The 23637-nt window shown below is 69.3% G+C and carries 24 protein-coding genes; 13 read left to right on the top strand and 11 right to left on the bottom strand.

Features of this window, described 5'->3' with window-relative positions; all coding sequences use genetic code 11:
* Positions 1-8 precede the first annotated feature (8 nt).
* From BUE42_RS03225 to BUE42_RS03205, 5 genes are all read left to right on the top strand, one after another.
* Complete coding sequence (locus BUE42_RS03225; protein ID WP_159445361.1) at positions 9-3422, top strand: RHS repeat-associated core domain-containing protein; 3414 nt, start codon at positions 9-11, stop codon at positions 3420-3422.
* Positions 3419-3619 carry a CPCC family cysteine-rich protein gene (locus BUE42_RS03220; RefSeq protein ID WP_143171274.1) on the top strand — a complete coding sequence of 67 codons (201 nt, stop codon included), beginning with the start codon at positions 3419-3421 and terminating at the stop codon, positions 3617-3619. Before BUE42_RS03225 ends, BUE42_RS03220 begins: the two co-directional genes overlap by 4 nt.
* A 17-nt stretch (positions 3620-3636) precedes the next feature.
* Positions 3637-4020: a hypothetical protein gene (locus BUE42_RS03215; RefSeq protein WP_073462647.1), complete on the top strand. Its 384-nt coding sequence runs from the start codon at positions 3637-3639 to the stop codon at positions 4018-4020.
* Between the two features lie 39 nt (positions 4021-4059).
* Positions 4060-4464, top strand: a complete 405-nt coding sequence (locus BUE42_RS03210) for a DUF6258 family protein (RefSeq protein WP_073462646.1) — start codon at positions 4060-4062, stop codon at positions 4462-4464.
* A gap of 306 nt (positions 4465-4770) precedes the next feature.
* The gene (locus BUE42_RS03205) at positions 4771-5166 is read left to right on the top strand and encodes a hypothetical protein (RefSeq protein WP_143171273.1); all 396 of its coding nucleotides are present in this window, start codon (positions 4771-4773) and stop codon (positions 5164-5166) included.
* 200 nt (positions 5167-5366) lie between these two features.
* Here the strand turns inward: BUE42_RS03205 and BUE42_RS03200 are convergent, their stop codons facing one another.
* The 3 genes from BUE42_RS03200 to BUE42_RS03190 form a co-directional block, all read right to left on the bottom strand.
* On the bottom strand, positions 5367-6290 hold the full coding sequence (locus tag BUE42_RS03200; protein WP_073462644.1) for a hypothetical protein: 924 nt from the start codon (positions 6288-6290) through the stop codon (positions 5367-5369).
* 42 nt (positions 6291-6332) lie between these two features.
* Positions 6333-7577, bottom strand: a complete 1245-nt coding sequence (locus tag BUE42_RS03195) for a class I SAM-dependent methyltransferase (RefSeq protein ID WP_073462643.1) — start codon at positions 7575-7577, stop codon at positions 6333-6335.
* Between the two features lie 359 nt (positions 7578-7936).
* Entirely contained in the window at positions 7937-9253 is a 1317-nt protein-coding gene (locus BUE42_RS03190; RefSeq protein ID WP_073462642.1) for an Nramp family divalent metal transporter, read from the bottom strand.
* A 106-nt stretch (positions 9254-9359) separates the two neighbouring features.
* On the opposite strand from BUE42_RS03190, the gene BUE42_RS03185 reads away from it, so the two are divergent.
* The 3 genes from BUE42_RS03185 to BUE42_RS03175 all read left to right on the top strand — a co-directional run bounded on the left by BUE42_RS03185 (position 9360) and on the right by BUE42_RS03175 (position 11221).
* A complete protein-coding gene (locus tag BUE42_RS03185) occupies positions 9360-9743 on the top strand; it encodes a VOC family protein (protein WP_235002051.1) in 384 nt (127 codons plus the stop codon).
* A 63-nt stretch (positions 9744-9806) separates the two neighbouring features.
* Positions 9807-10517 (top strand): helix-turn-helix transcriptional regulator, encoded by a 711-nt coding sequence (locus tag BUE42_RS03180; RefSeq protein WP_073462641.1) that lies wholly within the window; start codon positions 9807-9809, stop codon positions 10515-10517.
* A 62-nt stretch (positions 10518-10579) separates the two neighbouring features.
* On the top strand, positions 10580-11221 hold the full coding sequence (locus BUE42_RS03175) for a glutathione S-transferase family protein (protein WP_073462640.1): 642 nt from the start codon (positions 10580-10582) through the stop codon (positions 11219-11221).
* 6 nt (positions 11222-11227) lie between these two features.
* Here BUE42_RS03175 and BUE42_RS03170 read toward each other — a convergent pair whose 3' ends face one another.
* From BUE42_RS03170 to BUE42_RS03155, 5 genes are all read right to left on the bottom strand, one after another.
* On the bottom strand, positions 11228-12619 hold the full coding sequence (locus tag BUE42_RS03170; protein ID WP_073462639.1) for an amidase: 1392 nt from the start codon (positions 12617-12619) through the stop codon (positions 11228-11230).
* Positions 12616-14100: an ABC transporter substrate-binding protein gene (locus tag BUE42_RS03165; RefSeq protein WP_073462638.1), complete on the bottom strand. Its 1485-nt coding sequence runs from the start codon at positions 14098-14100 to the stop codon at positions 12616-12618. Before BUE42_RS03165 ends, BUE42_RS03170 begins: the two co-directional genes overlap by 4 nt.
* A gap of 137 nt (positions 14101-14237) precedes the next feature.
* Positions 14238-14408: a hypothetical protein gene (locus BUE42_RS32905; protein WP_159445360.1), complete on the bottom strand. Its 171-nt coding sequence runs from the start codon at positions 14406-14408 to the stop codon at positions 14238-14240.
* Positions 14405-15202 carry an ATP-binding cassette domain-containing protein gene (locus BUE42_RS03160; protein ID WP_073462637.1) on the bottom strand — a complete coding sequence of 266 codons (798 nt, stop codon included), beginning with the start codon at positions 15200-15202 and terminating at the stop codon, positions 14405-14407. The genes BUE42_RS32905 and BUE42_RS03160 overlap by 4 nt, the downstream gene beginning before the upstream one ends.
* On the bottom strand, positions 15199-16413 hold the full coding sequence (locus tag BUE42_RS03155; protein ID WP_073462636.1) for a fumarylacetoacetate hydrolase family protein: 1215 nt from the start codon (positions 16411-16413) through the stop codon (positions 15199-15201). Before BUE42_RS03155 ends, BUE42_RS03160 begins: the two co-directional genes overlap by 4 nt.
* Before the next feature lie 144 nt (positions 16414-16557).
* Here BUE42_RS03155 and BUE42_RS03150 point away from each other — a divergent pair, with 144 nt between their 5' ends.
* The 5 genes from BUE42_RS03150 to BUE42_RS03130 all read left to right on the top strand — a co-directional run bounded on the left by BUE42_RS03150 (position 16558) and on the right by BUE42_RS03130 (position 20795).
* Positions 16558-16998: an RbsD/FucU family protein gene (locus tag BUE42_RS03150; RefSeq protein ID WP_073462635.1), complete on the top strand. Its 441-nt coding sequence runs from the start codon at positions 16558-16560 to the stop codon at positions 16996-16998.
* A 69-nt stretch (positions 16999-17067) separates the two neighbouring features.
* A complete protein-coding gene (locus BUE42_RS03145; RefSeq protein WP_073462634.1) occupies positions 17068-17997 on the top strand; it encodes a dihydrodipicolinate synthase family protein in 930 nt (309 codons plus the stop codon).
* Positions 17998-18022: 25 nt separating this feature from the next.
* The gene (locus BUE42_RS03140) at positions 18023-19021 is read left to right on the top strand and encodes a sialic acid TRAP transporter substrate-binding protein SiaP (protein ID WP_073462633.1); all 999 of its coding nucleotides are present in this window, start codon (positions 18023-18025) and stop codon (positions 19019-19021) included.
* Positions 19021-19506: a TRAP transporter small permease gene (locus BUE42_RS03135; RefSeq protein ID WP_073462632.1), complete on the top strand. Its 486-nt coding sequence runs from the start codon at positions 19021-19023 to the stop codon at positions 19504-19506. The genes BUE42_RS03140 and BUE42_RS03135 overlap by 1 nt, the downstream gene beginning before the upstream one ends.
* Positions 19503-20795: a TRAP transporter large permease gene (locus BUE42_RS03130; protein ID WP_073462631.1), complete on the top strand. Its 1293-nt coding sequence runs from the start codon at positions 19503-19505 to the stop codon at positions 20793-20795. The genes BUE42_RS03135 and BUE42_RS03130 overlap by 4 nt, the downstream gene beginning before the upstream one ends.
* A 28-nt stretch (positions 20796-20823) precedes the next feature.
* On the opposite strand, the gene BUE42_RS03125 is transcribed toward BUE42_RS03130, so the two are convergent.
* The 3 genes from BUE42_RS03125 to BUE42_RS03115 are packed head-to-tail and all read right to left on the bottom strand — an operon-like array spanning position 20824 to position 23629.
* A complete protein-coding gene (locus BUE42_RS03125) occupies positions 20824-21867 on the bottom strand; it encodes an ABC transporter ATP-binding protein (RefSeq protein ID WP_073462630.1) in 1044 nt (347 codons plus the stop codon).
* Positions 21864-22682 (bottom strand): ABC transporter permease, encoded by an 819-nt coding sequence (locus tag BUE42_RS03120; protein WP_073462629.1) that lies wholly within the window; start codon positions 22680-22682, stop codon positions 21864-21866. The genes BUE42_RS03125 and BUE42_RS03120 overlap by 4 nt, the downstream gene beginning before the upstream one ends.
* Positions 22679-23629 (bottom strand): ABC transporter permease, encoded by a 951-nt coding sequence (locus BUE42_RS03115; protein WP_073462628.1) that lies wholly within the window; start codon positions 23627-23629, stop codon positions 22679-22681. The genes BUE42_RS03120 and BUE42_RS03115 overlap by 4 nt, the downstream gene beginning before the upstream one ends.
* Between the last annotated feature and the right edge of the window lie 8 nt (positions 23630-23637).

The raw sequence follows: 23637 nt of genomic DNA, 5'->3' as shown, positions 1-23637 counted from the left end.
TGTGCGGGATGACGCAGGCGCAGACAGCCGGTCAGCCCGTGACGCGCACGGTGACCTACGAGTACGACGCGTACGGCACGCCGGTCAAGCAGACGGTCGAGCCCGACGACGCGCGCTACACGGTCACCACCGTGATGGAGCCTGACGCGAACTACGGCGTGACGCGCAAGCGCACCGTGACCTGGCGCGACCCGGTCACCGGCGAGACCAGGACGCGCAGCGATGGCTCCGACTACGACAGCCGCTTCCGCTACGCCGAGAAGAGCACCAACGCAAAGGGCCACGAGACCACGAGCACGCACGATGCGGGCAGCGGCAACGTGCTGAGCACGACGGACCCGGATCGGCTGACGGCGCGCTGGCAATACGACGGCTGGGGCCGCAAGCTGCGCGAGAGCCGCGCCGACGGCACGGCCACCAGCACCGCGTACCGACAATGCGCGGACAGCTGCCTGAACGGCGCCGCGACGGTCACCATCACGCAGCAATGGGGCGGTGCAAACGAGGCCAGCCAGACCACCAGCCCGAGCGAGACCTTCGAGGACGCGGCCGGCCACGAGGTGCTGTCGCGCCACTGGGGTTTTGACGGCACCGCCGTGCTCAGCGAGAAGGTCTACGACGCCCAGGGCCGCGTGCAGCGGCTCTCGCGCCCGTACGCCACTGGCCAGAGCGCGGTGTGGACGAGCTACGACCGTGACGCCCTCGGCCGGGTCTGGCAGATCAACGCACCGACCAAGACCGGCAGCGGCGTCGACAGCGCGAGCTTCAGCTACAACGGCCTGAGCCGCACGAGCCTCAACGCGAAGGGACAAGCGCGTACCGAGGTGCGCAATGCCGCGGGCCAACTGGCGTCCGTCACCGATGCGTACGGCGCGACGACGCGCTATGTCTATGGGGCCTTCGGCAGCCTGGCGCGCACGATCGACCCGAAGGGCAACCGCATCGAGATCGGCTACGACCGGCTCGGTCGCAAGACGACGCTGGACGACCCGAACCTCGGGCACTGGACCTACGTGGTCGACCCGCTGGGCCAGACGCGCCAGCAGACCGATTCGAAGCAGCAGACGACGAGCTTCGAGTTCGATGTGCTGGGGCGCATGACGCGTCGACTGGAGCCCGACCTGGACAGCCGCTGGGAGTACGACACGGCCGCAAACGGCACCGGCGAGTTGGCCGAGACCTACACCTGGGCGGCCAACGCGAAGGACTACCGGCGCGTGCTCAGCTACGACGCAGTCGGCCGGCCCAGCAGCACGGTGACGAGTCTGGACGCCGATTACGCGAGCAAGGTGACGTACGACGCGTTCGGACGCCCGGACCGCACGACGCAGAGCCGGGCGGCGCGAGGCGCAGGTGTGACAGCAACGGCTGCAGGCAACTCCTTCCAGCAGCACTACAACGCGCTCGGCTACGTGGACCGCATCGACCGCTATGAAGGCACGTCCACGACCGCAATCACGCTGTGGACCGCGCAATCGATGGATGCGGAGGGCCGGCTGACGCAGGAGCAGCTGGGCAACGGCATGGTCACGCGCCGTGGCTACAACCCGTACACCGGGCGCTTGAACAGCATCCGCAGCGGGGTGTCTGCGGCCGATGCGCAGTACCAGAACGACGGCTACGACTACGACGTGCTCGGGAACCTGGAGAGCCGCAGCCAGCTGATGGTGAACGGTGGCGCCACTCTGAACGAGAGCTTCACGTACGACAGCTTGAACCGGCTGTACACGAGCGCGATCGGCAGCAGTGTCAAGACGACGACCTACGACGAACTGGGCAACCTGACGAGCAAGACCGGCGTGGGGCTGTACCGCTACCCGCCGTCGGGCGCAGGCAGCATTGGGCCGAACGCAGTCTCGGTGGTGCAGGGCACAGTGGCGGGGCTGACGAACCCCGGCTTCGGCTACGAAGTCAACGGCAACTTGAAGACCGGTCTGGGCCGCAGCTACGCGTGGACCTCGTACGACATGCCGTCGAGCATCGACAAGCTCGACGGGGCCAACGCGGTGCAGCGCACGGCGTTCCTGTACGGACCCGATCACGCACGGACGCGCCAGACGATCAGCCCGATGAGCGCGGGTGTGGCCGGATCAGCGACCACAACGATCTGGTACGGCGGCGCGGTCGAGAAGGAGATCGACACCGCGGCCAACACGACGACGATCCGCACGATGCTGCCGGCGCAACTCGGCTTCATCGAGGAGAAGTTCAGCGGCACGGCGATCGCGCCGACAGCGGTTGCCACGCGCAACCTGCGCTACTTCCTGACCGATCACCTCGGCTCCACGCTCGCCGAGATGGACCAGGCTCAGTCGGTGCTGCAGCGCATGAGCTACGACGCCTGGGGCCGCCGGCGCAACGCGGACGGTAGCGACGACTCCGGCCCGCAATGGGGCAACCTGAAGAACACGCAGGACCACAGCGGCTACACCGGGCACGAGCACCTCGATCAACTCGGGCTGGTGAACATGAACGCGCGCATGTACGACCCGCTGCTCGGGCGCCACACGAGCGCGGACCCGACCGTGCCGGATCCGACGAATGCGCAGGCGTTCAATCGCTACAGCTATGTGCTGAACAACGCGTTGGCGTTCACCGACCCATCGGGGTTGGACCCCATACGCATCAACACCACCAGCGACAGCATCTGTTTGGGGAAGCCTGACTGCAGAGTGAAATTCGAATCGGCCGCTGACGACAATGAAACGAAGACAGAGGGCGGCAAGACGGGCGTGGCTGTCAATGACGGCGGTACCACGAAACCTCAGACTTCGAATGAGTCGTCGACAACGAGCCCGGCAAGTTCGGGGACGCCAACGCAATCCCAGCAACAGGCGCCGACAGACCTGGGACCCGCGATCCAGAAGATCAACCGGCAGTTCACGGATGCCATGGAGGCCGGTGACGTTGCAAAGATGCAGCAGCTGTTCCAACAGTACCTCGAATTGAAGGGCGACGACCCCAGTTCCGGACCGAACAAGGTGCGGATGGGCTTTGCCATCGTGACCGTCGCGGGCCGCCAAGGAACCAACGATCTGTCGACACTCGCGCCGATGGCAAGTGCGGCGCTCGGTAGCGGCATGATTGGGGTTGGGGTAACGGTGCCGAAGGCTGGGAGCGCCGCAGCAGTAAACGCGCCCGTCTGGTCGTCTACAAAGAAGCTGTCCTCCGTTGAGAACGCGCTTGGGCATTGGAACAAGCACAAAAGTGAGTTTCCGGAACTGAACAATTCAAAGCAGTATGTTGAAGCGGCGCGGTCCTTGGCTGCGAAGCCACCCGCCACTGCGTTGACGAAGGGGCGAGGCGCGGAGACTTTGATCTACGACCGCGCAACGAATACGTTCTTGGTGAAAGGAACTGATGGCGCTCCAAAAACCATGTTCAGGCCGACCGACGGTATCAACTATTGGAACAAGCAATGAGCACATCTATTGAGGAATTGCATCCTTGTCCCTGCTGCGGCTCTCGAACGCTAGGAGCATTGGGAAGCTATGAGATCTGCGAAGTTTGTGGATGGGAAGATGATCCAGTGCAATCTACAGATCCGGACTACGCGGGAGGAGCCAACCACGAGAGCCTGAACTCTGCGCGGGAGAAGTGGAAGACGAAATTGGAGTAGTCAGCCGGAGGCTGTTGATGTTTGCCAAACAGAAAATATCTGAGGCTGTGATCTCCTGCAGCAACTTGCTGATGTCCGGGCGTACGACGGAGTATGTCTTGCCCACTTTGGAAGCGGCCCTTCCGGAGATCCCTTCAATTGCAGATGCTGCTACGAGAAGGATCTTCGAACGGTGCATTGCTGTTGCGATAGAGCAGATCAAGGTGTCTGATCTTCGCAGCGCGGGCCTGATCCTCAACTTGATTCACAACCTGCCGCTGGACGAAGAGGCCAAGAAGGTCTGGGACCTCGACGATTTTCTTTCGACGGAGTTGCTGACGTTCCTGGGGCACCATGACGAGGTGAAATCATCCGGACAAATTGCTCTCTTTGTCTGTGCGAAGCTGTCAGACCAATTGTGAGGCCCAGGCCACCGCCCTGTTTCGCGCGGCATCACCACTATGAACGTTGTCGATTTTTTGAAGACCATCTACGTCGGCGATCGCGGCTGCAAGTCGGTGTTGATCGATGGCTGGAACTCTGAAGTCAAAGTTCAGGTGACGTGCATCTCTCGCGTTCGATCAACTGCATGGGATCACTACACGGCCGAAGATCTGCCAGATGGTTTCATCGTTTTCGAGGGTGTGAAAAGTGTGGCCTTCGAACCGAGCGGCGTGATTCCGAACGACTCCATCAACGGCATCAGAGCAGAGCCGCTTGCAGGAGAGCAAGCGAAGTACTTGATCGTCATGAACGTGGATGCTGTTGATTCGATCGGTGAACGCACAGAAGTTGAAATCCGAATTCGCGCGGATTCAATGGCGTTGGAGGATCACAGCAAGCCAGGGTACAGGATCACCCGATGACGAGAGCGCCCCGACTCGCGTGGGGCATTTCTACGTCCTGACTGCGTGCGTGTTGACAGCGCCATCAGCCACCCGCAGAACCGGTGTCGTGACCTGAACACGATGCGGCATCCGCGAGCGACACGAAGGTGTGCGAGGTGACGGAGTGCAGCATCCCAGCACGCGCTTCTTGTAGAGCAAGCCGCCGGCCGAACCAGCCATCTGAATCACGCATGGCGCCATCTCGCGGCGGCATACCTATCTGCAATTTCCCTGCACAAAGTGTCCCCAAGCTCAGCGCCGATTCCACCGCTCAAGGAGCAGACGATGACGCAAGCCCAAGCCCAGGCACTGAAAACCCCGACGGCACCCGCCGGCAGGCGCTGGCCCCGATGGAGGATGAGCTGGACCGGCTTCGTGCTGTGCGTGCTCTACCTGTACCTGTGCGTCATCTGCATCTGGATGGCCGGTGGGCTGAGCGCGGCAACGACCGAGTGGCATCGCACCTGGCTGTGGTATCCGCTGGCGCCGCAGACGTGGCTGCTCGATCATGTCGGGCTCAGCTGGGTGATGGATTGCACCAGCTGGCGCGATGCCTACCTGGGGGTGGGCGGTGTCACGTTGCCGGCGCTGTTCGCGCTGGGCGTTGGCGTCGAGTGGCTGGTCCGGCATGTCCGAAGGAAGCGTGAGCGCAGCCCCTCCGGTAGCGAGCCGGTGAATTGAACGCGGAACCCGTGGCCTGTCAGGTCAGCGCGCTGTTGCGCGATCAACCGCAGCCAGCTCGTCGCCAGGAAATGCGTGTCCAGGCGCGTCCCCGGCATGGCCGTCGACCGCATGCCGAGCGCACACCACAGCTGGTGGTCGCGCGGGTGGCTCGCGAGTGTCGCCCGCAAGTTTGACAACAGAAGAGCGCCCTTGGGGGCCTAGGCGGTGCTCGCCGACGCCGGCGCCGAAGTCAACGCAGCCAACGCGCCCGCCTTGCGGTCGAACCATTCGCGCAGCCCGGGCTCGTCGAAGCGCTCGGCCAGCGAGAACGAGGCATCGCGCGTGGTGCGCGCCGCCTCGCCTTCGCCCATCCCGTGCCGGGCGCGCGCCAGTTCGAGCAGCAGGAAGGCGCGGTCGACGTCTTCGCTGCCGTTCGCTTCGATCATCCGGATGCCGTCGCGGGCGGCCCGCGCCGCGGCCTCCCAGTCGCCGAGCGCGTTGGCCACCAGCGCGATCAGGTAGTCGGCCCGCTCCACCTGTATCCAGGTGCCGGCGTGCTGCCAGATCGTCTTGCAGCAGCGCGCGGCCCGGGTCATCGCCGCTGCCACCGCCGGGTCGGCGGTGGCCGGCTGCGGGTGCTCCAGCCAGCCGGAGATCGCGTTGTTGATCGCGCGCGCCGCCATCACCAGCACCGGGCCGCCGGCCGGTGCGGCTTCGATCGCCTGCACGCAGGGCGCGAGGCTCGTCGCCACCAGCCGCGGATCGGCGCTGCCGGCCAGGTGCTGCAAGGCCCCCAGGCGCACCGCGGTGGCCGCAAGCGTCGGGCCGCAGGCGAGCGCCTGGGCCAGCTCGCCCTCGGCCTGCCAGGCCTGCAGCGCGGCGCCGCCCATCGCAAAGGCGACCGCGCGGTTGCGCAGCACCACCGGCGGCTGGCCGGCCAGCGCCGGCAGGGCCTCCAGCAAGGCCCGCGCACCAGGCCAGTCGTGGCCCTTCTCGCCGATCACGTGGTTCACCAGCCAGCTGTACGACGCGAGGTCGTCGGCTTCGAGTGCCGACGGTGCGATCGCGCGCAGCCGTGCGGCCGCGCCGACCAGGTCGGCGTCGTGGTCCTGCATCAAGGCCGATACTTCTGCCAAGGCCATCTCAACTCTCCAGGGTGGGTCGAAGGGGGGTGACCGCGTTCTTCAGGTGAGTGCTCCACATGGTGGCGTCTCCTTGTGATCGTGCTGGCGGTGGTGGGGCCGGTCGGCCGCCGGGTGGCCGTGCCACGTCAGCAGCCGCCGTGAGTGCAGGAAGCTGCAGAAGGCCTCCAGCGTATCGAGCTCGAGCTCCAGCGTGTCGGCCAGCTCGGCGAGCGGGCGGCGGCCGTCGAAGGCGTCGCACAGCCGGGCGGTGTCGCCGTCGAGCGCGCAGGGCAGCGTGTAGAACGCGGTGGCGTTCAGCACGCCCGGCGTGGCCGGGTCGGCCTCGTTGGGGGGCGCCTGCCAGCGGGCGCGCGGGTGCAGCCGCGGGCAACGCAGCGCGCCGGCCATGCCGGGGTGCAACTCATCGCGCTTGACGAAGATGTCGAACCAGTCGACCGGCAGGTCGCCGTCGCCGTAGTGATCGCGGCGCGGCTCGAAGCGGTCGCTCAGCAGCTGTGCGCAGGTTTCGGCGGCGGCCGGGTCGCCCTGGTGCCAGCCGTCCTGCGGAAACTCGGCGGCGATCGCCAGCGAGCCGCCCGGCGGCAGCAGCTCGGCCAGTTGCTGCAGGCACTCGGGCGGCGCCTGCAGGTGATCCAGCACGTTCAGCGCCAGCACCATGTCGTACGACGGCCGCGACATGCCGGGCCCGACCAGGCGCGCCACGCCGGCACGCGCGGCGCGCCGCTGCAGGAACAGCCGCTTCACCGGATCGATCTCGACCACGTCGGTCGCGATGCCGTTCAGCGCCAGCAGCAGCGTGACGTGGCCGGCGCCGGCACCGTAGTCGAGCGCGTGGCGCGGCGCCAGCCGCAGCAGCGCCCGCGCGATGCCGGCATCGGCCAGTTGCTCCGGGCCGAGCAGGTGGGCCCAGACGTCGTGGACCACGTTGCACAGGCCGACGTAGGCGTCGGTGACGGGTTCGTCCCAGGGGCGCAGCACCTCGGTGCGGAACTGCGCCAGCGCATCGATCTCGTCGCGCAGCGCGGTCGGCAGTTGTGCGATGAACTCGATCAGCGCATTCGCGCCCTGGTTCGCCACCTCGGCAGGCTCGGCCGCCTGTCCGGTGCGCGGCAGGTCGTCGTGGCGCAGGCTGTCGTGCACCCACCGGCAGAAGTGCTCGGCGAAGTCGACCGCATCGGCCGGCCGCCGCGGCTGCCATCCGTCGGCGAAGCGTTCGCGCAGCGCTTCGAGCGGCACCGGCGCGAGGCTGCGCGCCGCGATGATCTGCCTGAGTTCGTCGAGCATCGTGCGGCGTCCGTTCAGCGCACCGGGATGCGACGGCCCAGCAGGCGCTGCACTGCGTCGCCACACGCTGGCAAGGTGCTCACGCCGACAATGTTCATCGCTCATCCTCGAACGGCTGACTGCAAAGGGAATCCGCGCGTCCGCTGGAAGCGGTCGATCGGGTACGGCCATGCAACGGCGCGCGGCAGGTGGGCCGCAACCGGACTTCAGCGAGCGTGTGGCTCAGGCGGGGGAACTGACCATCGACGGGGAGTCGATGTCGGCGTGCACGGGGTGGTGCCCGTCTTGGTGTGCACTGGCCGGCGAAGAATAGCGAAGCATCCCCCGCGCTGCAATCCTTTTTTATGGGGATGATCGGCTCAGCGCCAGATCGCCGACACCAGCCACAGGTTGGCCACGCTGATCAGCACGAACAGCGTCCACGCGCCGGCCTTCAGCCACGGGCCGTTCGCGAACGATCCCATCAACGCGCGGTCGCTGGTGAAGCGGATCAGCGGCCAGATCGCGAACGGCAGCTGGAAGCTCAGCACCACCTGGCTGGCCACCAGCAGCTTGCCCACGCCGGCGTCGCCCAGCCACAGCACGCCGCCCAGCGCCGGCAGCAGCGCGAGGCCGCGCGTGATCAGGCGGCGCTGCCAGCACGGGATCTTCAGGTCGAGGAAGCCTTCCATCAGCACCTGCCCGGCGATGGTGCCGGTGAAGGTGGAGCTCTGCCCGGCCGCGAGCAGCGCGACGCCGAACAGCACCGACGCGAACACGCCGCCGACCAGCGGATCCAGCAGGTGATAAGCGTCCTGGATCTCGGTAACCTCGGTGTGCCCGCTGCCGTGGAAGGCCGAGGCCGCGAGCGTCAGGATGGCCGCGTTCACCAGCAGCGCGAGCGACAGCGACACGATGGTGTCGAGCGTCGACAGCCCGATCGCCTCGCGCTTGCTCGCATCGTCGCCCTCGACGTGGCGCGTCTGCACGATCGATGAATGCAGGTACAGGTTGTGCGGCATCACGGTGGCGCCGAGGATGCCGATCGCGAGGTACAGCGCCTGCGGGTTCTCGATCGCCGACAGGCGCGGCACGAAGCCCTGCGCGACGGCACGCCAGTCGGGCCCGACCATCGCGAGTTCGACCGCGTAGCAGACGCCGATCGTCACGATCAGCCCGAGCACGATCGCCTCGATCTGGCGGAAGCCCTGGCCCTTCAGCCCGAGCACCACCAGCGTGTCGAATGCGGTGATCACGATGCCGGTCACCAGCGAGACGCCGAACAGCAGGTGCAGCGCGAGCGCGCTGCCCAGCACCTCGGCGACGTCGCACGCGATGATCGCGAGTTCGGCCAGGATCCACAGCACGCGGCTGGTCGCCTTCGGGTAGTGGTCGCGGCAGGCGCGCGCGAGGTCCTTGCGGGCGACCAGGCCGAGGCGCAGCGAGAGCGTCTGCAGCAGCATCGCCGCGAGGCTGGACAGCAGCACCACGCACAGCAGCGCGTAGCCGTAGCGCGAACCGGCCTCGATGTCGGTCGCCCAGTTGCCGGGGTCCATGTAGCCGACCGACACCAGCAGGCCCGGCCCGGCCACCCGCAGCAGCTTGCGCCACGGCGGGGCCCCGGCGGGGATGGCGATGCTGCCGCGGACTTCGGACGGGCAGAACGGGGCGGTGGCGGTGCGCGGCAATGAAAACATGGGCCGGATTCTGCCGGCTGCTGACAAGACGTTGTCAGCAGTCGCCGCGCAGCATCGCGGCTCTGTTCGATCCCACCCACCCATCGACACCACCCCGGAGACCGCCATGACCGATCCCATCCGCAGCGCCCTCAACTGGTTCGAGATCCCGGTCACCGACCTCGACCGTGCGCAGGCCTTCTACGAGAAGCTGTTCGCGACCACGCTGCGCCGCGAGCCGATGGGCGACGTGACGCTGGCGGTGTTCGGCTACGACAATCCCGGCGTCGGCGGCTGCCTGATCGCCGGCGACCGCGTCGCGCCGCCGTCGCAGGGCGGCACCATCGTCTACCTGAACGCGCAGCCCTCGCTCGATGCGGTGCTCGACCGCGTGCAGGCGGCCGGTGGCGCGATCACCACGCCCAAGGTCACGCTGCCGGGCGACATGGGCTGCTTCGCCCACATCGCCGACAGCGAAGGCAACCGCATCGGCCTGCACGCGCTGGCGTAGCATTCGCGCCCAGGAGACGTCGATGAACGCCACCCCCGGCTCCACGAGAGCCCACCCCCACTGATGCGCCGCGCCGACCGCCTGTTCCAGCTGGTGCAGCTCGTGCGCGGGCGGCGCCTGACCACGGCCGAGTTCATCGCCGAGCGGCTCGAGGTGTCGGCGCGCACGGTGTACCGCGATGTCGCCGACCTGCAGTTGCAGGGCGTGCCGATCGAGGGCGAGGCCGGTGTCGGCTACCGCATGCGCGCCGGCTTCGACCTGCCGCCGCTGATGTTCACCGGCGAAGAGGCGCAGGCGCTGGTGGCGGCCGTGCGGATCGCGCAGCCGCGCATCGATGCGGCGCTGGCGGCGCGTGCCGATGCGGCCCTGTCGAAGATCCTGTCGGTGCTGCCCAGCGCGGCGCGCGCGGCGGCCGAGAGCCTCGCGCTGTATGCCCCCACCTTCGAGTTCGACCCGCGCGCGCGCTCGCACCTGGAGCTGCTGCGGCTGGCCGCCGAATCGCGCCGCCGCGTGCAGCTGCAGTACGTCGACCTGAAAGAGGTCAGCACTGAGCGCACCGTGCGCCCGCTCGGTTGCTTCTACTGGGGCGCGGTGTGGACGCTGGCCGCGTGGTGCGAGACCCGCGAGAGTTTCCGCAGCTTCCGCGTCGACCGCATCGCCGAGATGATCGTCACCGACACCGCGTTCCGCGATGAGCCGGGCAAGACGCTGGCCGACCTGTTCCGCCACAACGAGGCGGCGGCCGAGGCGCATCGGAACGCGAACGCGGCCTGAGCATCGGCAGGGTCCCATGGGCCGCCCTCTAAGATGGCGGACCCCCACACCCCACCCTGCCCATGATCCAGCTGTATTACTTCCCCGGCAACGCCAGCATGGCGCCGCACATGCTGCTCGAAGAACTCGGCATCCCGTTCGAGCTGGTGCGTGTCGAGAGAGAGAAGGGCGCGTTGCGCTCCCCCGAATACCTGAAGATGAACCCGAACGGGTTGATCCCGGTGATGGTCGACGGCGACTTGGTGCTGTACGAGTCCGCGGCGATCTGCCTGCACCTGCTCGATGCGCACCCGCAGGCCGGCCTCGCACCGGCGCTCGGCACGCCGCAGCGCGCGCATTTCTACAAGTGGCTGATGTGGCTGACCAACTCGCTGCAGCCGGCGCTGATCTCGTACTTCTACCCGGACCGCTACGTGCGCGACGAGGCAGTGGTCCCGCAGGTGAAGGAATGTGCCGAAGCGCGCGTCGGCGCGCTGGTCGACCTCCTCGAGGCCGAACTCGCATCGCACGGCAAGCCGTGGCTGCTGGGCGATGCGTTCAGCGCGATCGACCTGTACGCGCTGATGCTGTGCCGCTGGACGCGCGGCTTCCACCGGCCGGCGCGCACGTTGCCGGCGCTCGGGCCCTATCTGCAGCGCGTGCTGGCGCGGCCGGCGGTGCAGCGGATGGTCGCGAGCGAGGGATTGAAGCCGCCGCTGGTGTGAGCCCGGTCAAGGCGTGGGCCACGCCCGCTGCGCCGGCCGCATCTGCTCCCACGCCCGCGCCAGCTGCAGCACGCCCAGGTCGTCGTGCCGCGCGCCGATGATCTGCAGGCCGATCGGCAGTCCGTCGCTCGTGTAGCCGCAGTTGATGCTCGCCGCCGGTTGCTCGCTCATGTTGTACGGCAGCGTGAACGCGATGTGCTCGAATGGCCGCGCCGGGTCGTTGGTCGGGCACGGCAGCTCGGCGGCGAAGGCCGGCATCGGCGCGGTCGGCGACAGCAGTGCGTCGAACGGCCGGCAGGCCGCGACAGCAGCCTCGCGCATCGCACCCATCTGGCTGTAGCCGTGGAACACCTGCGCGCCGCTCAGTGCCGCGCCGCCGCGCGCCCATTCGACGATGAACGGCAACACCTTCGCGCGCCGGGCCTCGGGCAGCGCCGCGATGTCCATCCAGGCGCGGCAGCGCCAGAAGCGGTCCATGCCGTCGATCATCTCGCGCGTCATGAAGGGCGCGACCGGTTCGACGATCGCGCCCGCGCCCTCGAAGGCACGCGCCGCGGCGTCGACCGCCGCCCGCACCTCGGCCTCGACCGGCAGGCCCCAGCCGGCGTCCATCAGCAGGCCGAGCCTCAATCCACGCAGCGGGCGCTCGAGCTGCGACCACGCGATGTCCTGGTGCGGCAGGCTCATCGTGTCGCGCATGCCGGGGTCGGGGCGCGACAGCACGTCCATCATCAGCGCCGCCTCGGCGACCGTTCGCGTCATCGGCCCGGCGACGCGGCCGGCGTAGGGCGGCTGGATCGGGATGCGGCCCAGGCTCGGCTTCAGCGTGAAGATCCCGCACCAGCCGGCCGGCAGCCGCACCGAGCCACCGATGTCGGTGCCGACGTGCAGCGGGCCATAGCCTGCTGCAGCGCCCGCGGCGGCACCGGCGCTGCTGCCGCCCGGGTTGCGGCGCAGGTCCCACGGGTTGCGGGCCAGCGGGTGAAAGCTCGACAGGCCGGACGACAGCATCCCGTAGTCGGGCATCGTCGTCTTGCCAAGGATCACCGCGCCGGCCTCGCGCAGCCGCGCGGCCGGCGGCGCATCGGCCACGGCCGGCACCAGCTCGGTGGCCGCGGTGCCCAGCGGCACCGGCGTGCCGCGCGTCGCGATGTTCTCCTTGATCATCGCCGGCACGCCGTCGAGCGCGCCGAGCGGTGCGTTCGCGAGCCAGCGCGCCTGCGAGGCCTCGGCCTGCGCGAGCGCCGCGGCCGCATCGAGCGCGTAGGTCGCGCACAGCCGCGGCTCCCAGGCCGCGATGTTCGCGAGCACCGCGCGCGCCACCTCCACCGGCGACAGCGTGCGCGCCGCGTAGGCCGCCAGCAGCTCCACGGCACCCAGCTGCGCGAGCGCGTTCATTGCCAGCTCACCGCGCCCATGTCGTTCGCGAACACCGGCGAGCTGCTCCACAGGCCCTTCAGCCGCTTGTTGGCGACCAGGAACTGCGGCAGCTGGAACAACCAGGCGTTGACCGCGTCGTCGGCCAGTCGGCGTTGCGCATCGGCGAGCAGCTTCAGCCGCTCCTTCGCGTTGGTGCTGGCGTTGTACTTCGCGACGATCTCGGCATAAGCCCTGCTGTCGTAGCCGAAGTAGTAGGCCGGGTCGGCATACACCGCGAAATCGAGCGGCTCGACGTGGCTGATGACCGTCAGGTCGAAGCTGCCCTTGAACGGTCCGGCCAGCCACTGCGCCCACTCGACGTTGTCGATCTTCGCGACGATGCCCACCTTCGCGAGCTGCGCCGCGACGATCTCGCCGCCCTTGCGCGCGTACTGCGGCGGTGGCAGCGACAGCGTCACGTTCAGCGGCGTCGCGACGCCGGCCTCCTTCAGCAGCGCGCGCGCCTTGTCGGGGTTGTACGGGTTCACGCCGGTCAGGTCGATGTAGCCGGCGTCGCTCGGCACCATGTGGCTGCCGATCGGCGCGCCGTGGCCTTCCATCGCACCGGCGATCACCGCCTTGCGGTCGATCGCCATCGCGATCGCGCGGCGCACGCGCACGTCGTCGAAGGGCTTGCGCTTGTTGTTGATCGCGACGATCGTCTTGCCCTCGGTGCCGCCGATCGCGACCGTGAAGCGCGGATCGCTCTGGAACTGCGCGAGGCTCTGTGCGGCCTGGAAGCGCGGGATCGCGTCGACGTCGCCGGCCAGCAGCGCGGCCGATTGCGCGGCCGGGTCGTTGATGATGCGAAAGCTCAGCTTCTTCAGCTTGATGGCTGCGGCGTTGCGGTAGCCGTCCCAGCGCGACAGCATCACCGCGCTGCCGCGCGACCAGCTCTCGAAGCGGAACGGGCCGGTGCCGACCGGCCGGGTCGCGGTGGTGGCGGCGCTCTTCGGGTCGAGGATCACGGCAGTGTTCTCGCCGAGGCGGAACAGCAGGTTGCCGTCGGCCTTCGCGAGCACCAGCACCACCGTGTGCGCATCGGGCGTCTCGATGCGGGTGATGTTGTCGAACACCGTTTTCTTCGCCTTGTTGGTGCTGCCTTCGGCGCGGGCGCGCTCGAAGCTGAACTTGACGTCGGCGGCGTCGAAGGCCTCGCCGTCTTGGAACTTCACGCCCTTCTTCAGCTTGAAGGTGTAGAGCCGGCCGTCGGGGTCGATGCTCCAGCTGTCGGCCAGCAGCGGCGTCACGCTGCCGTCGACGTTGATCTTGGTCAGGCCCTCGAGCACGTTGTAGTGGACGATCTCGCCGATCGACGCGGCCGCCGAGGTGGTGGGGTCGAGGCCCGGCGGCTCCAGCGTGATGCCGATGACGGCGCTGTCCTTGCGGGATTGCGCGGTGGCGAGCGTCGCGGCGCACAGCAGCAGCGTGGCGGTGGTCTTGAGGGCGGCGATCTTCATCGGGCGGATGGTAGCGGCAGCCCGATTCCGCTCGCCCTGAGCCTGTCGAAGGGCCGCGCTGAGCTTGCCGAAGCGCTGTCCGCAGGCTTCGACAGGCTCAGCCCGAACGGCTGCAGGTGGGCAGGACTTCGACAAGCTCAGCCCGAACGGTGGGGTGCGGGCCCGACATCATCGAACTCGCGGAGCAGTTCGTTCAATTGCTCCGGCGTGACGAACTCACCTCGCTCGATCTCGGCCAGCGCCTCCGCCAACTCCTGCTCGTCTTCTGCAGACAAGGAAGACGGCGCAGACTTGGAATGGGCGTTCATGCTCCCAGCGTACTCGCAGCCGATACCAACGCGCGTGTGTACGCATGCTGCGGCGCCCGAAGCACCTCGTCCGATGCACCGCGCTCGACGACCTCGCCACCGCGCATCACCACCACCTCCTCGCACAGGTGGTCGACCACCGCGAGGTCGTGGCTGATCAGCAGGTAGGTCATGCCGAAGCGCTGCTGCAGGTCGACCAGCAGGTTCAGCACCTGCGCCTGCACCGACACGTCGAGCGCGCTCACCGGCTCGTCGGCGACGATCAGCTTCGGCCGCGTCACCAGCGCCCGTGCGATCGCGACGCGCTGGCGCTGGCCGCCGGAGAACTCGTGCGGATGCCGCGTGGCGTCCGACGCGCGCAGCCCGACCGCCTCCAGCGCCTCGGCCACCCGCCCGACCGCATCCGCCTCACCCACGGGCAACGGCTCGGCGACGATGCGACCGACGCGCTGGCGCGGGTCCAGCGAGCTGTACGGGTCCTGGAACACCATCTGGAAATCGCGCCGTGCCGCGCGCAGCTCGCCCGGCGCCAGCGCATTCAGGTCGCGCCCGCCGAACAGCACCCGTCCGCTGCTCGGCGGCTCGAGCGCCATCGCGATGCGCGCGAGCGTCGACTTGCCCGAGCCCGATTCGCCGACGATCCCGAGGTTGTGCCCGGCCCGCAGCGTCAGGCTCACGCCGCGCAGCGCGTCGACCCCCGGTGCTGGCTGCAGCAGCCGCTCGCGCGGCAGCGTGTAGCGCCGCGTCACCTGCTCCAACGCGAGCAGCGGCAGCTCGCCGGCCGGCGTGCTCAAGTCAGCAACTGGCGTGCCGCCAGGCTGCGCATCAGCGCGGTCAGCCCGAAGCGCCACGGCGCGATCTCGTCGCAGCGGCGCACCCGGTTCACCAGCGCGCCGAACGCCGGCGACGACACCGTGACCACGTCGCCCACCACGTGCGTGAAGCCCTGGCCCGGGCCCATGCGGTCCTGCGTCGGCGCGAGCATGGTGCCGAGGAACAGCATCAGCCCGTCCGGGTACTGGTGGTGCGGGCCGATCGCCTGCGCGGCCAGGTCCAGCGGGTCGCGGCTGATCTTCGCGAGCGTGTCGCGGGCCTCGACGCGGAAGCCGTCCGGCCCCACCACGCGCAGCGCGATCTCGCAGCGGCGCAGGTCGTCGATTCCGAAGTGCGCATCGAACAACCGGATGAACGGCGCCATCGCGCACGACGCGTTGTTGTCCTTGGCCTTGCCGAGCAGCAGCGCGCTGCGGCCTTCGAAATCGCGCAGGTTCACGTCGTTGCCGAGCGTCGCGCCGCGCACCCGGCCGTGGCTGTCGATCGCGAGCACCACCTCGGGCTCCGGGTTGTTCCACGACGAGCCCGGGTGCAGGCCGACATCGGCGCCGGTGCCGACCGCGGCCATCGGCGGCGCCTTCGTGAATATCTCGGCGTCCGGCCCGATGCCGACCTCGAGGTACTGCGACCACGCGCCCTGCGCGATCAGCACCTCCTTGACCTGGGCCGCCTGCGGCGAGCCGGGCACGATGCCGGCCAGGTTGTCGCCGAGGATGCCGGTCAGCGAGCGGCGGATCGCATCGGCGCGCGACGCGTCGCCGCGCGCCTGCTCCTCGATCACCCGCTCCAGCAGGCTCGCGATGAAGGTGACGCCGCTCGCCTTCACCGGCTGCAGGTCGCAGGGCGCCATCAGCCAGGCCTGCGTGCCGTCGCGCAGCGATTCGTCGCTGTTGGCCAGCGCCGCCTCATAGGACGCGATGCGCGGCGCCTGGCCGTCGCGCAGCGCCGACTGCACCGCGAACACCGGGTCGTCGAGCTCCAGCAGCTGGCTGCTGGTGGCGGCCACCATCGACAGGTCGTGCAGGTCGTCGCCGGTCAGCGTGACCAGCGTCGGCCCGACGCCGGGCACCCACAGGCGGCCCAGCAGCGTGGCGCGCCGGGCATCGTGGGGCAGCGATTCGGCCACGTGCAGGGGCAAGGGCGGGAATTGGATGTGCTTCGGAATGCTCATGGAGGCTCTCGCGGCAGGGGGTGACAGGGCAGGATCGACAGAGCAGAAGGGTTTGTCCCGCTGAAGACTGCGGGGGCCGGCGCTTACCATGACACTTCGCGTGTCCGGCGCCGCTGTCCCACAAAGAAAGCGAAGGAAGTCCCGATGCTCAAGACGATATCGCCGCTGCTCACGCCCGATGCGCTTCACGCACTGGCCAGCATGGGCCACGGCGACGATCTGGCGATTGTGGACGCGAATTTCCCCGCCGCCCAGGTGGCGCAGCAGGCCGGTGCGCGGCTGGTGCAGATCGCCGGCGCCGACGCCCCTGCCGTGCTGGCGGCGCTGCTGCCGCTCTTTCCGCTCGACACCTTCGTGCCGCAATGCGCCTGGACGATGCAGGTGGTGGATGACGCCCGCACCGTACCGCCGCCGGTGGCCGAATTCCGCAAGCTGCTGCGTGCCGCCGGTGAAAACGAGCCGGCCACGCTGGAGCGCTTCGCCTTCTACGAGCAGGCCCGGCGCGCCTTCGTGATCCTGCGCACCGGCGAGCAGCGCAAGTACGGCAACCTGCTGCTGCGCAAAGGGGTGGTGGCCACCGACTGACGACCCGCTGTCCGGTTCAGGCGCGAGGGGGGCCGCGCCGTCATCCGCTCCCATCCTCGGGAGAAGACCATGACGATTCCTGCTGCATCCGCCTCGTTCCACGGCATCTGGCCGGCGCTGCTGACGCCGCTGAAGCCCGACCTCGGCATCGACCTGCACCGCTTCGGGCTGCACGCCCGCGCGCTGGTCCACAACAAAGGCTGCGGCGGCGTCGTGCCGTTCGGCACCACCGGCGAGGGGCCGTCGTTCTCGGTCGCCGAGCGCCGCGACGCGGTCGACGCGCTGGTCGGCGAAGGCGTGCCGGCGCCGCAGATCCTGGTGTCCACCAGCTGCGCCGCGCTGCCCGACACGCTGGCGCTGACCCGCCATGCGCTCGCGATCGGCGCTCACGGCTGCCTGATGATGCCGCCGTTCTTCCTGAAGGGCGTGAGCGACCAGGGTGTCATCGACTGCTACCGCCAGGTGATCGACGGCGCGGCCGACGACCGGCTGCGGCTTTACCTGTATCACATCCCGCAGGTGAGCGGTGTCGGGCTGTCGCGCAAGGTGGTCGAGACGCTGAAGCGCCTGTACCCGCAGACCATCGTCGGCGTCAAGGACAGCAGCGGCGACACCGCGCACACGCTGGCGCTGGCCGATGCCTTCAACGAGACGCTGATGGTGACCGCCGGCCACGAGCCCGACCTGCCCGAACTGGCGCGGCGCGGCAGCACCGGGGCGGTCAGCGGGCTGGCCAACTTCATGCCGCACGTGGTGCAGCGGCTGGCCGGCCGGCCCGATGCGCCGAACACCCCGCACGACGTGTCGCGGGTGCGCCTGCTGCTCGCAATGCTGGGTTCCTACGCGCTGACACCCGCTTTGAAGGGCATCATGGCGGCCCTGAGCGGCGAGCCCGGCTGGTTGCGGGTGCGGGCGCCGCTGGTGGCGCTGACGCCGGACCAGATGCACACGCTGCAGCATGCGCTGAAGCCGATCGCGCTGGACCTCGACGTCGATTGATCCGAACAAGGAAGCTGGAGACTGCATGATTGTTGATTCACGGCGCCGCCGCCTGGCGGCCGGCCTGGTGTTGTCCGGATTCGCCGCGCCCGCTGCGCGGGCCGCCGGCAAGACGCTGTTGCGCATCTCGACCCCGGCGGTGCCGGACGACTGGCACGCGAAGATGTGGACGGTGTTCAAAGATGCGCTCGAGCAGTCGGCCCCCGGCGAGTTCGAGCTGCAGGTCAACCTGAACGCGGCGCTGTTCAAGCAGGGCACCGAGCCGGCGGCGATGGCGCGCGGCAACCTGGAGCTGGCGTCGATCTCGGCCTTCGACATCGCGAAGCTGCTGCCGGAGTTCTCGATCTTCACCGCCGGCTACATGCTGCGCGACCCGCAGCACCAGCAGAAAGTGTTCAACGGCCCGATCGGCGACGAGATGTTCAAGCGCGTCTCCGACCAGCTCGACGTGACGGTGCTCGCCACCGCCTACCTCGGCACGCGCCAGCTCAACCTGCGCGATACCCGCAAGGTGATGGTGCCGGCCGACCTGAAGGGCGTGAAGCTGCGCATGCCCGGCTCGAAGGACTGGCTGTTCCTCGGCCAGGCGCTGGGCGCGACGCCGACGCCGCTGGCCTTCGGCGAGGTCTACCTGGGCCTGAAGACCGGCACGATCGACGGCCAGGACAACCCGCTGCCCACCGTGCGCGCGGCCAAGTTCTACGAGGTGACCAAGCAGCTGGTGTTGACCAGCCACCTGGTCGACGGGCTGTTCATCGCGGTCGCCAACAAGACCTGGAACGCGGCCCCCCCGGCGCAGCGCCAGAAGCTGAAGGCGGCGGCGCAGTCGGCGGCGCGCTGGAACAACGAGAACCGCATCAAGGAAGAGGCGCAGCTGGTCGACTTCTTCAAGCAGCAGGGCCTGCAGGTGACGACGCCCGACGTGGCCGCCTTCCGCCGCGCGGTGCAGCAGGCGTATGCGGCGTCGGAGCAGGCGAAGTCATGGCCGCCGGGGTTGCTCGAGCGCATCAACGGAGTCTCGTGATGCAACGGTGGCTGAAACGCGGCGCCGAGGCGGTCGGCGGCGGGCTGTTCGTGTTGCTGTTCCTGGTGTTCCTGGTGCAGATCGTCGCGCGCTTCGGCTTCAACCGGCCGCTGCCGTGGACCGACGAGCTGGCGGTGGTGCTGTACGTCTGGGTGATCCTGTGGTCGACCGCGTTCGTCGTGCCGCAGCGCGAGCACGTGGCCTTCGACCTGGTCTACAACGCGATGCCAGCAGGCATTCGGAGGGTGTTCCGCGGGCTCGCGGCGCTGCTGTTCGGCGGCCTCGCGCTGTGGGCGCTGCCGGCCAGCTGGGACTACATCCACTTCATGGCGCGCGAGGGCACGCCGGTGCTCGGGCTGCCGTTCATGGCGGTGTTCCTGCCGTTCGCGCTGATGCTGGCCGGGGTGGTGGTGCGCAGTGCGCACACCTTGTGGCGCATCGCGCGCGGGCTCGACCAGGAACTGAGCGGCGAGGTGAAGGCATGACGGCGGCGCTGTGGGCGCTGGTCGGCGTGCTGGTGGCCGGCTTCGTGCTGCGCGCGCCGATCGGCTTCTCGATGATCGGCAGCGGCATCGCCTACCTGATCGTCAAGCGGCAGGATGTCGGCCTGGCAGCCGAGCAGGTGCTGAACGGGCTGTACAACAGCTATGTGCTGCTGGCGGTGCCGCTGTTCATCTTCGCGGCCAACCTGATGAACGCCGGCACCATCAGCGAGCGCATCTTCGACTTCTGCCGCATCCTGGTCGGGCGGCTGCGCGGCGGGCTGGCGCAGGTCGACATCCTGGTCAGCGTGGTGTTCTCGGGCATGAGCGGCAGCGCGATCGCCGATGCGGCCGGGCCGGGGCTGGTGACGATCCGGCAGATGCTGAAGAAGCCGGAGTACACGCCCGGCTTCGCCGGCGCGGTGGTGGTCGCGAGCGCGACGCTCGGGCCGATCATCCCGCCGTCGATCCCGATGGTGATCTATGCGCTGGTGTCGGGCAGCTCGGTCGGTGCGCTGTTCCTCGGCGGCGTGGTGCCCGGCGTGCTGATGGCGCTGCTGATGATGGCCGTGGTGCATTTCATCGCGACGCGGCGCAACATGCCGCGCGAAGACAAGGTGCCGCTGCGCGAGTGGCCGCTGATCGTGTGGCGCGGCGCGTTGCCGCTGTCGCTGCCGGTGCTGCTGCTGACCGGCATCTACACCGGCATCTTCACGCCGACCGAGGCGGCCGCGGTGGCGGCGCTGCACGCGCTGGTGCTGGCCGGCGTGGTCTACCGGGCGCTCAGCTGGCGGGTGCTGTGGGGCGTGGTGATGGAGTCGACGCGCTCCAGCGCGGTGATCACGATGATCCTGGCCGGTGCCTTCATGATGAACTACGCGTTCACTGCCGAAGGCGTGCCGCAGTCGCTGGCGGCGTGGATGGCGGGCTTCGATCTCGGGCGCACCTCGTTCCTGCTGCTGGTGAACCTGCTGTTCCTGGTGCTCGGCTGCTTCATGGACATCTCGGTGCTGCTGCTGGTGTTCGTGCCGATCCTGCTGCCGATGGTGAAGGCGCTCGGGATCGACCTGGTGCACTTCGGCGTCGTGATCGTGCTGAACATGATGATCGGGCTGATCCACCCGCCGTTCGGGATGCTGCTGTTCGTGACGAACGCGCTGACCGGGATTCCGATCAAGGACATGCTGCGCGAGGGCTGGCTGTTCATCGTGATGCTGCTGTTGCTGCTGCTGGCGATGACGCTGTTCCCGCAGATCGTGCTGTGGCTGCCGCAGTCGATGGGGTATCGCTGAGCGCGTCGGAGGCGACCCTTCGACAAGCTCAGGATGATCGGGGGAGAACCGTTCGCCCTGAGCCTGTCGAAGGGTCGGGCTGAGCCTGTCGAAGCCCCGGTGGCAGTGCCTCGACGCGGATACAGCGCGCGGAGTGAGCAGCGCCAACGCTGACATGCGCCGGCAAGCCTGCGCGGCACGCATCCGCCACCCACCCGCACCGGTCCGCGAACGGGCACCCCGCCGGCCACTCACCCAGCGCCGGCACGCGGCCCGGGATCGTCGCGAGCCGCATGCCGCGCGGCGCACCCAGCCGGGGCCGCGCGCCGACCAGCCCGCGCGTGTACGGATGCGCCGGCGCGGCCAGCACCTGCGCGCCCGGGCCCTCTTCGACCACCGTTCCGCCGTACATCACCATCACGCGCTCGACGCTGCGCGCCATCAGGTCGAGGTCGTGCGAGATCAGCAGCAGCGCCATGCCGCTGTCGGCGATCAGCGTGCCGATCAGCGCGAGGATCTCGCGCTGCAGCGTCGCGTCGAGCGCCGTCGTCGGCTCGTCGGCGATCAGCAGCTCGGGCCCGCAGGCCAGCGCCGTCGCGATCATCACCCGCTGGCGCTGCCCGCCCGACAGCTGGTGCGGCCGCGCATCGAGCCGCTGCGCCGCCTGCGGCAACTGCACGCGGTCGAGCAGCCGCAGCGCCTCGGCGCGTGCCGTGCGCGCATCCAGCCCGCGGTGCACGCGCAACGGCTCGGACACGGTGCGCCACAGCGGCTGCAGCGGGTCGAGCGCCGTCATCGGCTCCTGGAACACCATCGCGATGCGCCGGCCGCGCAGCCGGCACATCATCGCGTCGTCCAGGCCGATCAGCTCCTGCCCGTCGAAGCGGACGCTGCCGGCCACGCGCGCCGCATCCGGCAGCAGCCCCATCAGCGCCAGCGCCGTCATCGACTTGCCGCAACCGCTCTCGCCGATCAGCCCGAGCGTGCGGCCTCGCGCGAGATCCAGGTCGATCCCGCGCACCGCGTCGACCGGCCCGCGCGCCGACGGCAGGCTCACGCGCAGATCTCGGACCGAAAGCAACGCGCCGCTCATCGCCGCTCCCCCGCGAGCCGCGGGTCCAGCAGGTCGCGCAACCCGTCGCCCATCAGGTTCAGCCCCAGCACCGCGAGCGCGATCGCGACGCCCGGGTACAGCGCGAGCTGCGGCGCCTGGAACATCATCTCCTGCGCCTCGTTCAGCATCCGTCCCCAGCTCGGCTGCGGCGGCCGCACGCCCAGGCCGAGGTAGCTCAGCGCCGCCTCGGCCAGGATCGCGACCGCGAACTGGATCGTCACCTGCACGATCAGCGGCGCGGCGATGTTCGGGAGCACATGGTCGAGCGTGATCTGCCAGCGGCTGCGCCCGCAGGCGCGCGCGGCCAGCACGAAATCGCGCGACCACACCGCGCCGGCCGCCGAGCGGCTGATGCGCGCGAACACCGCCATGTTGAAGACCGCGATCGCCGCCACCGCGGTGCCGACCCCGGGCCCGGCCAGCGCGGCCAGCATCAGCGCGGTCAGCAGCGCCGGGAACGCGAAGCTGAAATCGGCGATGCGTATCAGCAGCGCATCGAGCCCACCGCGCCGCGCGGCGCCGAGCACGCCGATCGCGGTGCCGAACAAGGCACCCAGCCCGACCGCCGCGACGCCCACCAGCAGCGAGGTGCGCGCGCCGACGATCAGCAGCGACGCGATGTCGCGCCCGAGGCTGTCGGTGCCCAGCCAGTGCGCGGCCGACGGCAGCAGCAGCCGGTTCGGGATGTCGATCTCGGTGGGCGGGTACGGCGTCCACGCGAGCGACAGCAGCACCGCGGCGAGCCACAGCCCGACCAGCACGCAGCCGGCGACGAAGCTCGGGTGGCGCTTCATCGGTGCGCTGCCTTCAGTCGCGGGTCGATCGCGACCAGCAGCAGGTCGACCGCGAAGTTGATCGCGATCACCGCGGCGGCGAACAGCATCACCACGTTCTGCACCACCGCCAGGTCGCGGTTCGCGATCGCCTGGAACACCAGCAGCCCGAGCCCGGGCAGCGCGAACACCTTCTCGACGACGATCGCGCCGGTCAGCAGGTTCGCGAATTGCAGCCCCATCACCGTCAGCACCGGCACCAGCGCGTTGCGCAGCACATGGCGCCACAGCACCGCGCGCCGGCCCAGGCCCTGCGCGCGGGCGCTGCGCACGAAATCCTCGCGCATCACCTCGAGCACCGCGCTGCGCGTCACGCGCGCGAGGATCGCGACCTGCACCGCGGCCAGCGCGACGGCCGGCAGCAGCAGCGAACGCAGCGCTTCGGCCGGGCCTTCATCCCAGCCGGCAAAGCCGCCGGCCGGAAACCACTGCAGCTTCACCGCGAACACCCCGATCAGCAGGATCGCGAGCCAGAAGTTCGGCACCGCCATGCCGAGCTGGCTGGCGGCCATCACGCCGGCATCGCCGAGCCGGCGATGGCGCGAGGCGGCGAACACGCCGAGCGCGAGCGCGAACACGGTGGTGAGCCCCATCGCGATCAGCGCGAGCGGCAGCGTGACGAGCAGCCGCTCGGCCAGCAGCTCGGCGATCGGCGCGTCGTACGCGACGCTGTGGCCCAGCTCGCCGCTCGCCAGGCCGCGCAGCCAGCGGCCGTAGCGCACGAGCGCCGGCTGGTCGAGCCCGAGCTGCTGCGCGAGTGCCGCGGCGGCCTCTGGCGTGGTACCGGTCTCCAGCCGGACGTCGACCGCGCTGCCCGGCAGCAGCGCGAGCACCGCGAAGATCAGCGCCGAGGCCGCCAGCAGCGTGGCGACGAAGGCGGCGCAGCGTTGGATCAGGAAGACGCTGATGGGCGCGG

This window comes from Rhizobacter sp. OV335, from assembly GCF_900142965.1.
In the GTDB taxonomy this organism is placed as follows: domain Bacteria; phylum Pseudomonadota; class Gammaproteobacteria; order Burkholderiales; family Burkholderiaceae_C; genus Rhizobacter.
The sequence above is the reverse complement of the archived record's forward strand: the minus strand, read 5'-3'. Positions and strand labels throughout refer to the sequence as shown.

Excerpts from the sequence above, each read along its gene's own strand:
- BUE42_RS03225 (WP_159445361.1), top strand. The coding sequence starts at position 9 with ATGACGCAGGCGCAGACAGCCGGTCAGCCCGTGACGCGCACGGTGACC.
- BUE42_RS03220 (WP_143171274.1), top strand. The coding sequence starts at position 3,419 with ATGAGCACATCTATTGAGGAATTGCATCCTTGTCCCTGCTGCGGCTCT.
- BUE42_RS03215 (WP_073462647.1), top strand. The coding sequence starts at position 3,637 with ATGTTTGCCAAACAGAAAATATCTGAGGCTGTGATCTCCTGCAGCAAC.
- BUE42_RS03210 (WP_073462646.1), top strand. The coding sequence starts at position 4,060 with ATGAACGTTGTCGATTTTTTGAAGACCATCTACGTCGGCGATCGCGGC.
- BUE42_RS03205 (WP_143171273.1), top strand. The coding sequence starts at position 4,771 with ATGACGCAAGCCCAAGCCCAGGCACTGAAAACCCCGACGGCACCCGCC.
- BUE42_RS03200 (WP_073462644.1), bottom strand. The coding sequence starts at position 6,290 with ATGGCCTTGGCAGAAGTATCGGCCTTGATGCAGGACCACGACGCCGAC.
- BUE42_RS03195 (WP_073462643.1), bottom strand. The coding sequence starts at position 7,577 with ATGCTCGACGAACTCAGGCAGATCATCGCGGCGCGCAGCCTCGCGCCG.
- BUE42_RS03190 (WP_073462642.1), bottom strand. The coding sequence starts at position 9,253 with ATGTTTTCATTGCCGCGCACCGCCACCGCCCCGTTCTGCCCGTCCGAA.
- BUE42_RS03185 (WP_235002051.1), top strand. The coding sequence starts at position 9,360 with ATGACCGATCCCATCCGCAGCGCCCTCAACTGGTTCGAGATCCCGGTC.
- BUE42_RS03180 (WP_073462641.1), top strand. The coding sequence starts at position 9,807 with ATGCGCCGCGCCGACCGCCTGTTCCAGCTGGTGCAGCTCGTGCGCGGG.
- BUE42_RS03175 (WP_073462640.1), top strand. The coding sequence starts at position 10,580 with ATGATCCAGCTGTATTACTTCCCCGGCAACGCCAGCATGGCGCCGCAC.
- BUE42_RS03170 (WP_073462639.1), bottom strand. The coding sequence starts at position 12,619 with ATGAACGCGCTCGCGCAGCTGGGTGCCGTGGAGCTGCTGGCGGCCTAC.
- BUE42_RS03165 (WP_073462638.1), bottom strand. The coding sequence starts at position 14,100 with ATGAAGATCGCCGCCCTCAAGACCACCGCCACGCTGCTGCTGTGCGCC.
- BUE42_RS32905 (WP_159445360.1), bottom strand. The coding sequence starts at position 14,408 with ATGAACGCCCATTCCAAGTCTGCGCCGTCTTCCTTGTCTGCAGAAGAC.
- BUE42_RS03155 (WP_073462636.1), bottom strand. The coding sequence starts at position 16,413 with ATGAGCATTCCGAAGCACATCCAATTCCCGCCCTTGCCCCTGCACGTG.
- BUE42_RS03150 (WP_073462635.1), top strand. The coding sequence starts at position 16,558 with ATGCTCAAGACGATATCGCCGCTGCTCACGCCCGATGCGCTTCACGCA.
- BUE42_RS03145 (WP_073462634.1), top strand. The coding sequence starts at position 17,068 with ATGACGATTCCTGCTGCATCCGCCTCGTTCCACGGCATCTGGCCGGCG.
- BUE42_RS03140 (WP_073462633.1), top strand. The coding sequence starts at position 18,023 with ATGATTGTTGATTCACGGCGCCGCCGCCTGGCGGCCGGCCTGGTGTTG.
- BUE42_RS03135 (WP_073462632.1), top strand. The coding sequence starts at position 19,021 with ATGCAACGGTGGCTGAAACGCGGCGCCGAGGCGGTCGGCGGCGGGCTG.
- BUE42_RS03130 (WP_073462631.1), top strand. The coding sequence starts at position 19,503 with ATGACGGCGGCGCTGTGGGCGCTGGTCGGCGTGCTGGTGGCCGGCTTC.
- BUE42_RS03125 (WP_073462630.1), bottom strand. The coding sequence starts at position 21,867 with ATGAGCGGCGCGTTGCTTTCGGTCCGAGATCTGCGCGTGAGCCTGCCG.
- BUE42_RS03120 (WP_073462629.1), bottom strand. The coding sequence starts at position 22,682 with ATGAAGCGCCACCCGAGCTTCGTCGCCGGCTGCGTGCTGGTCGGGCTG.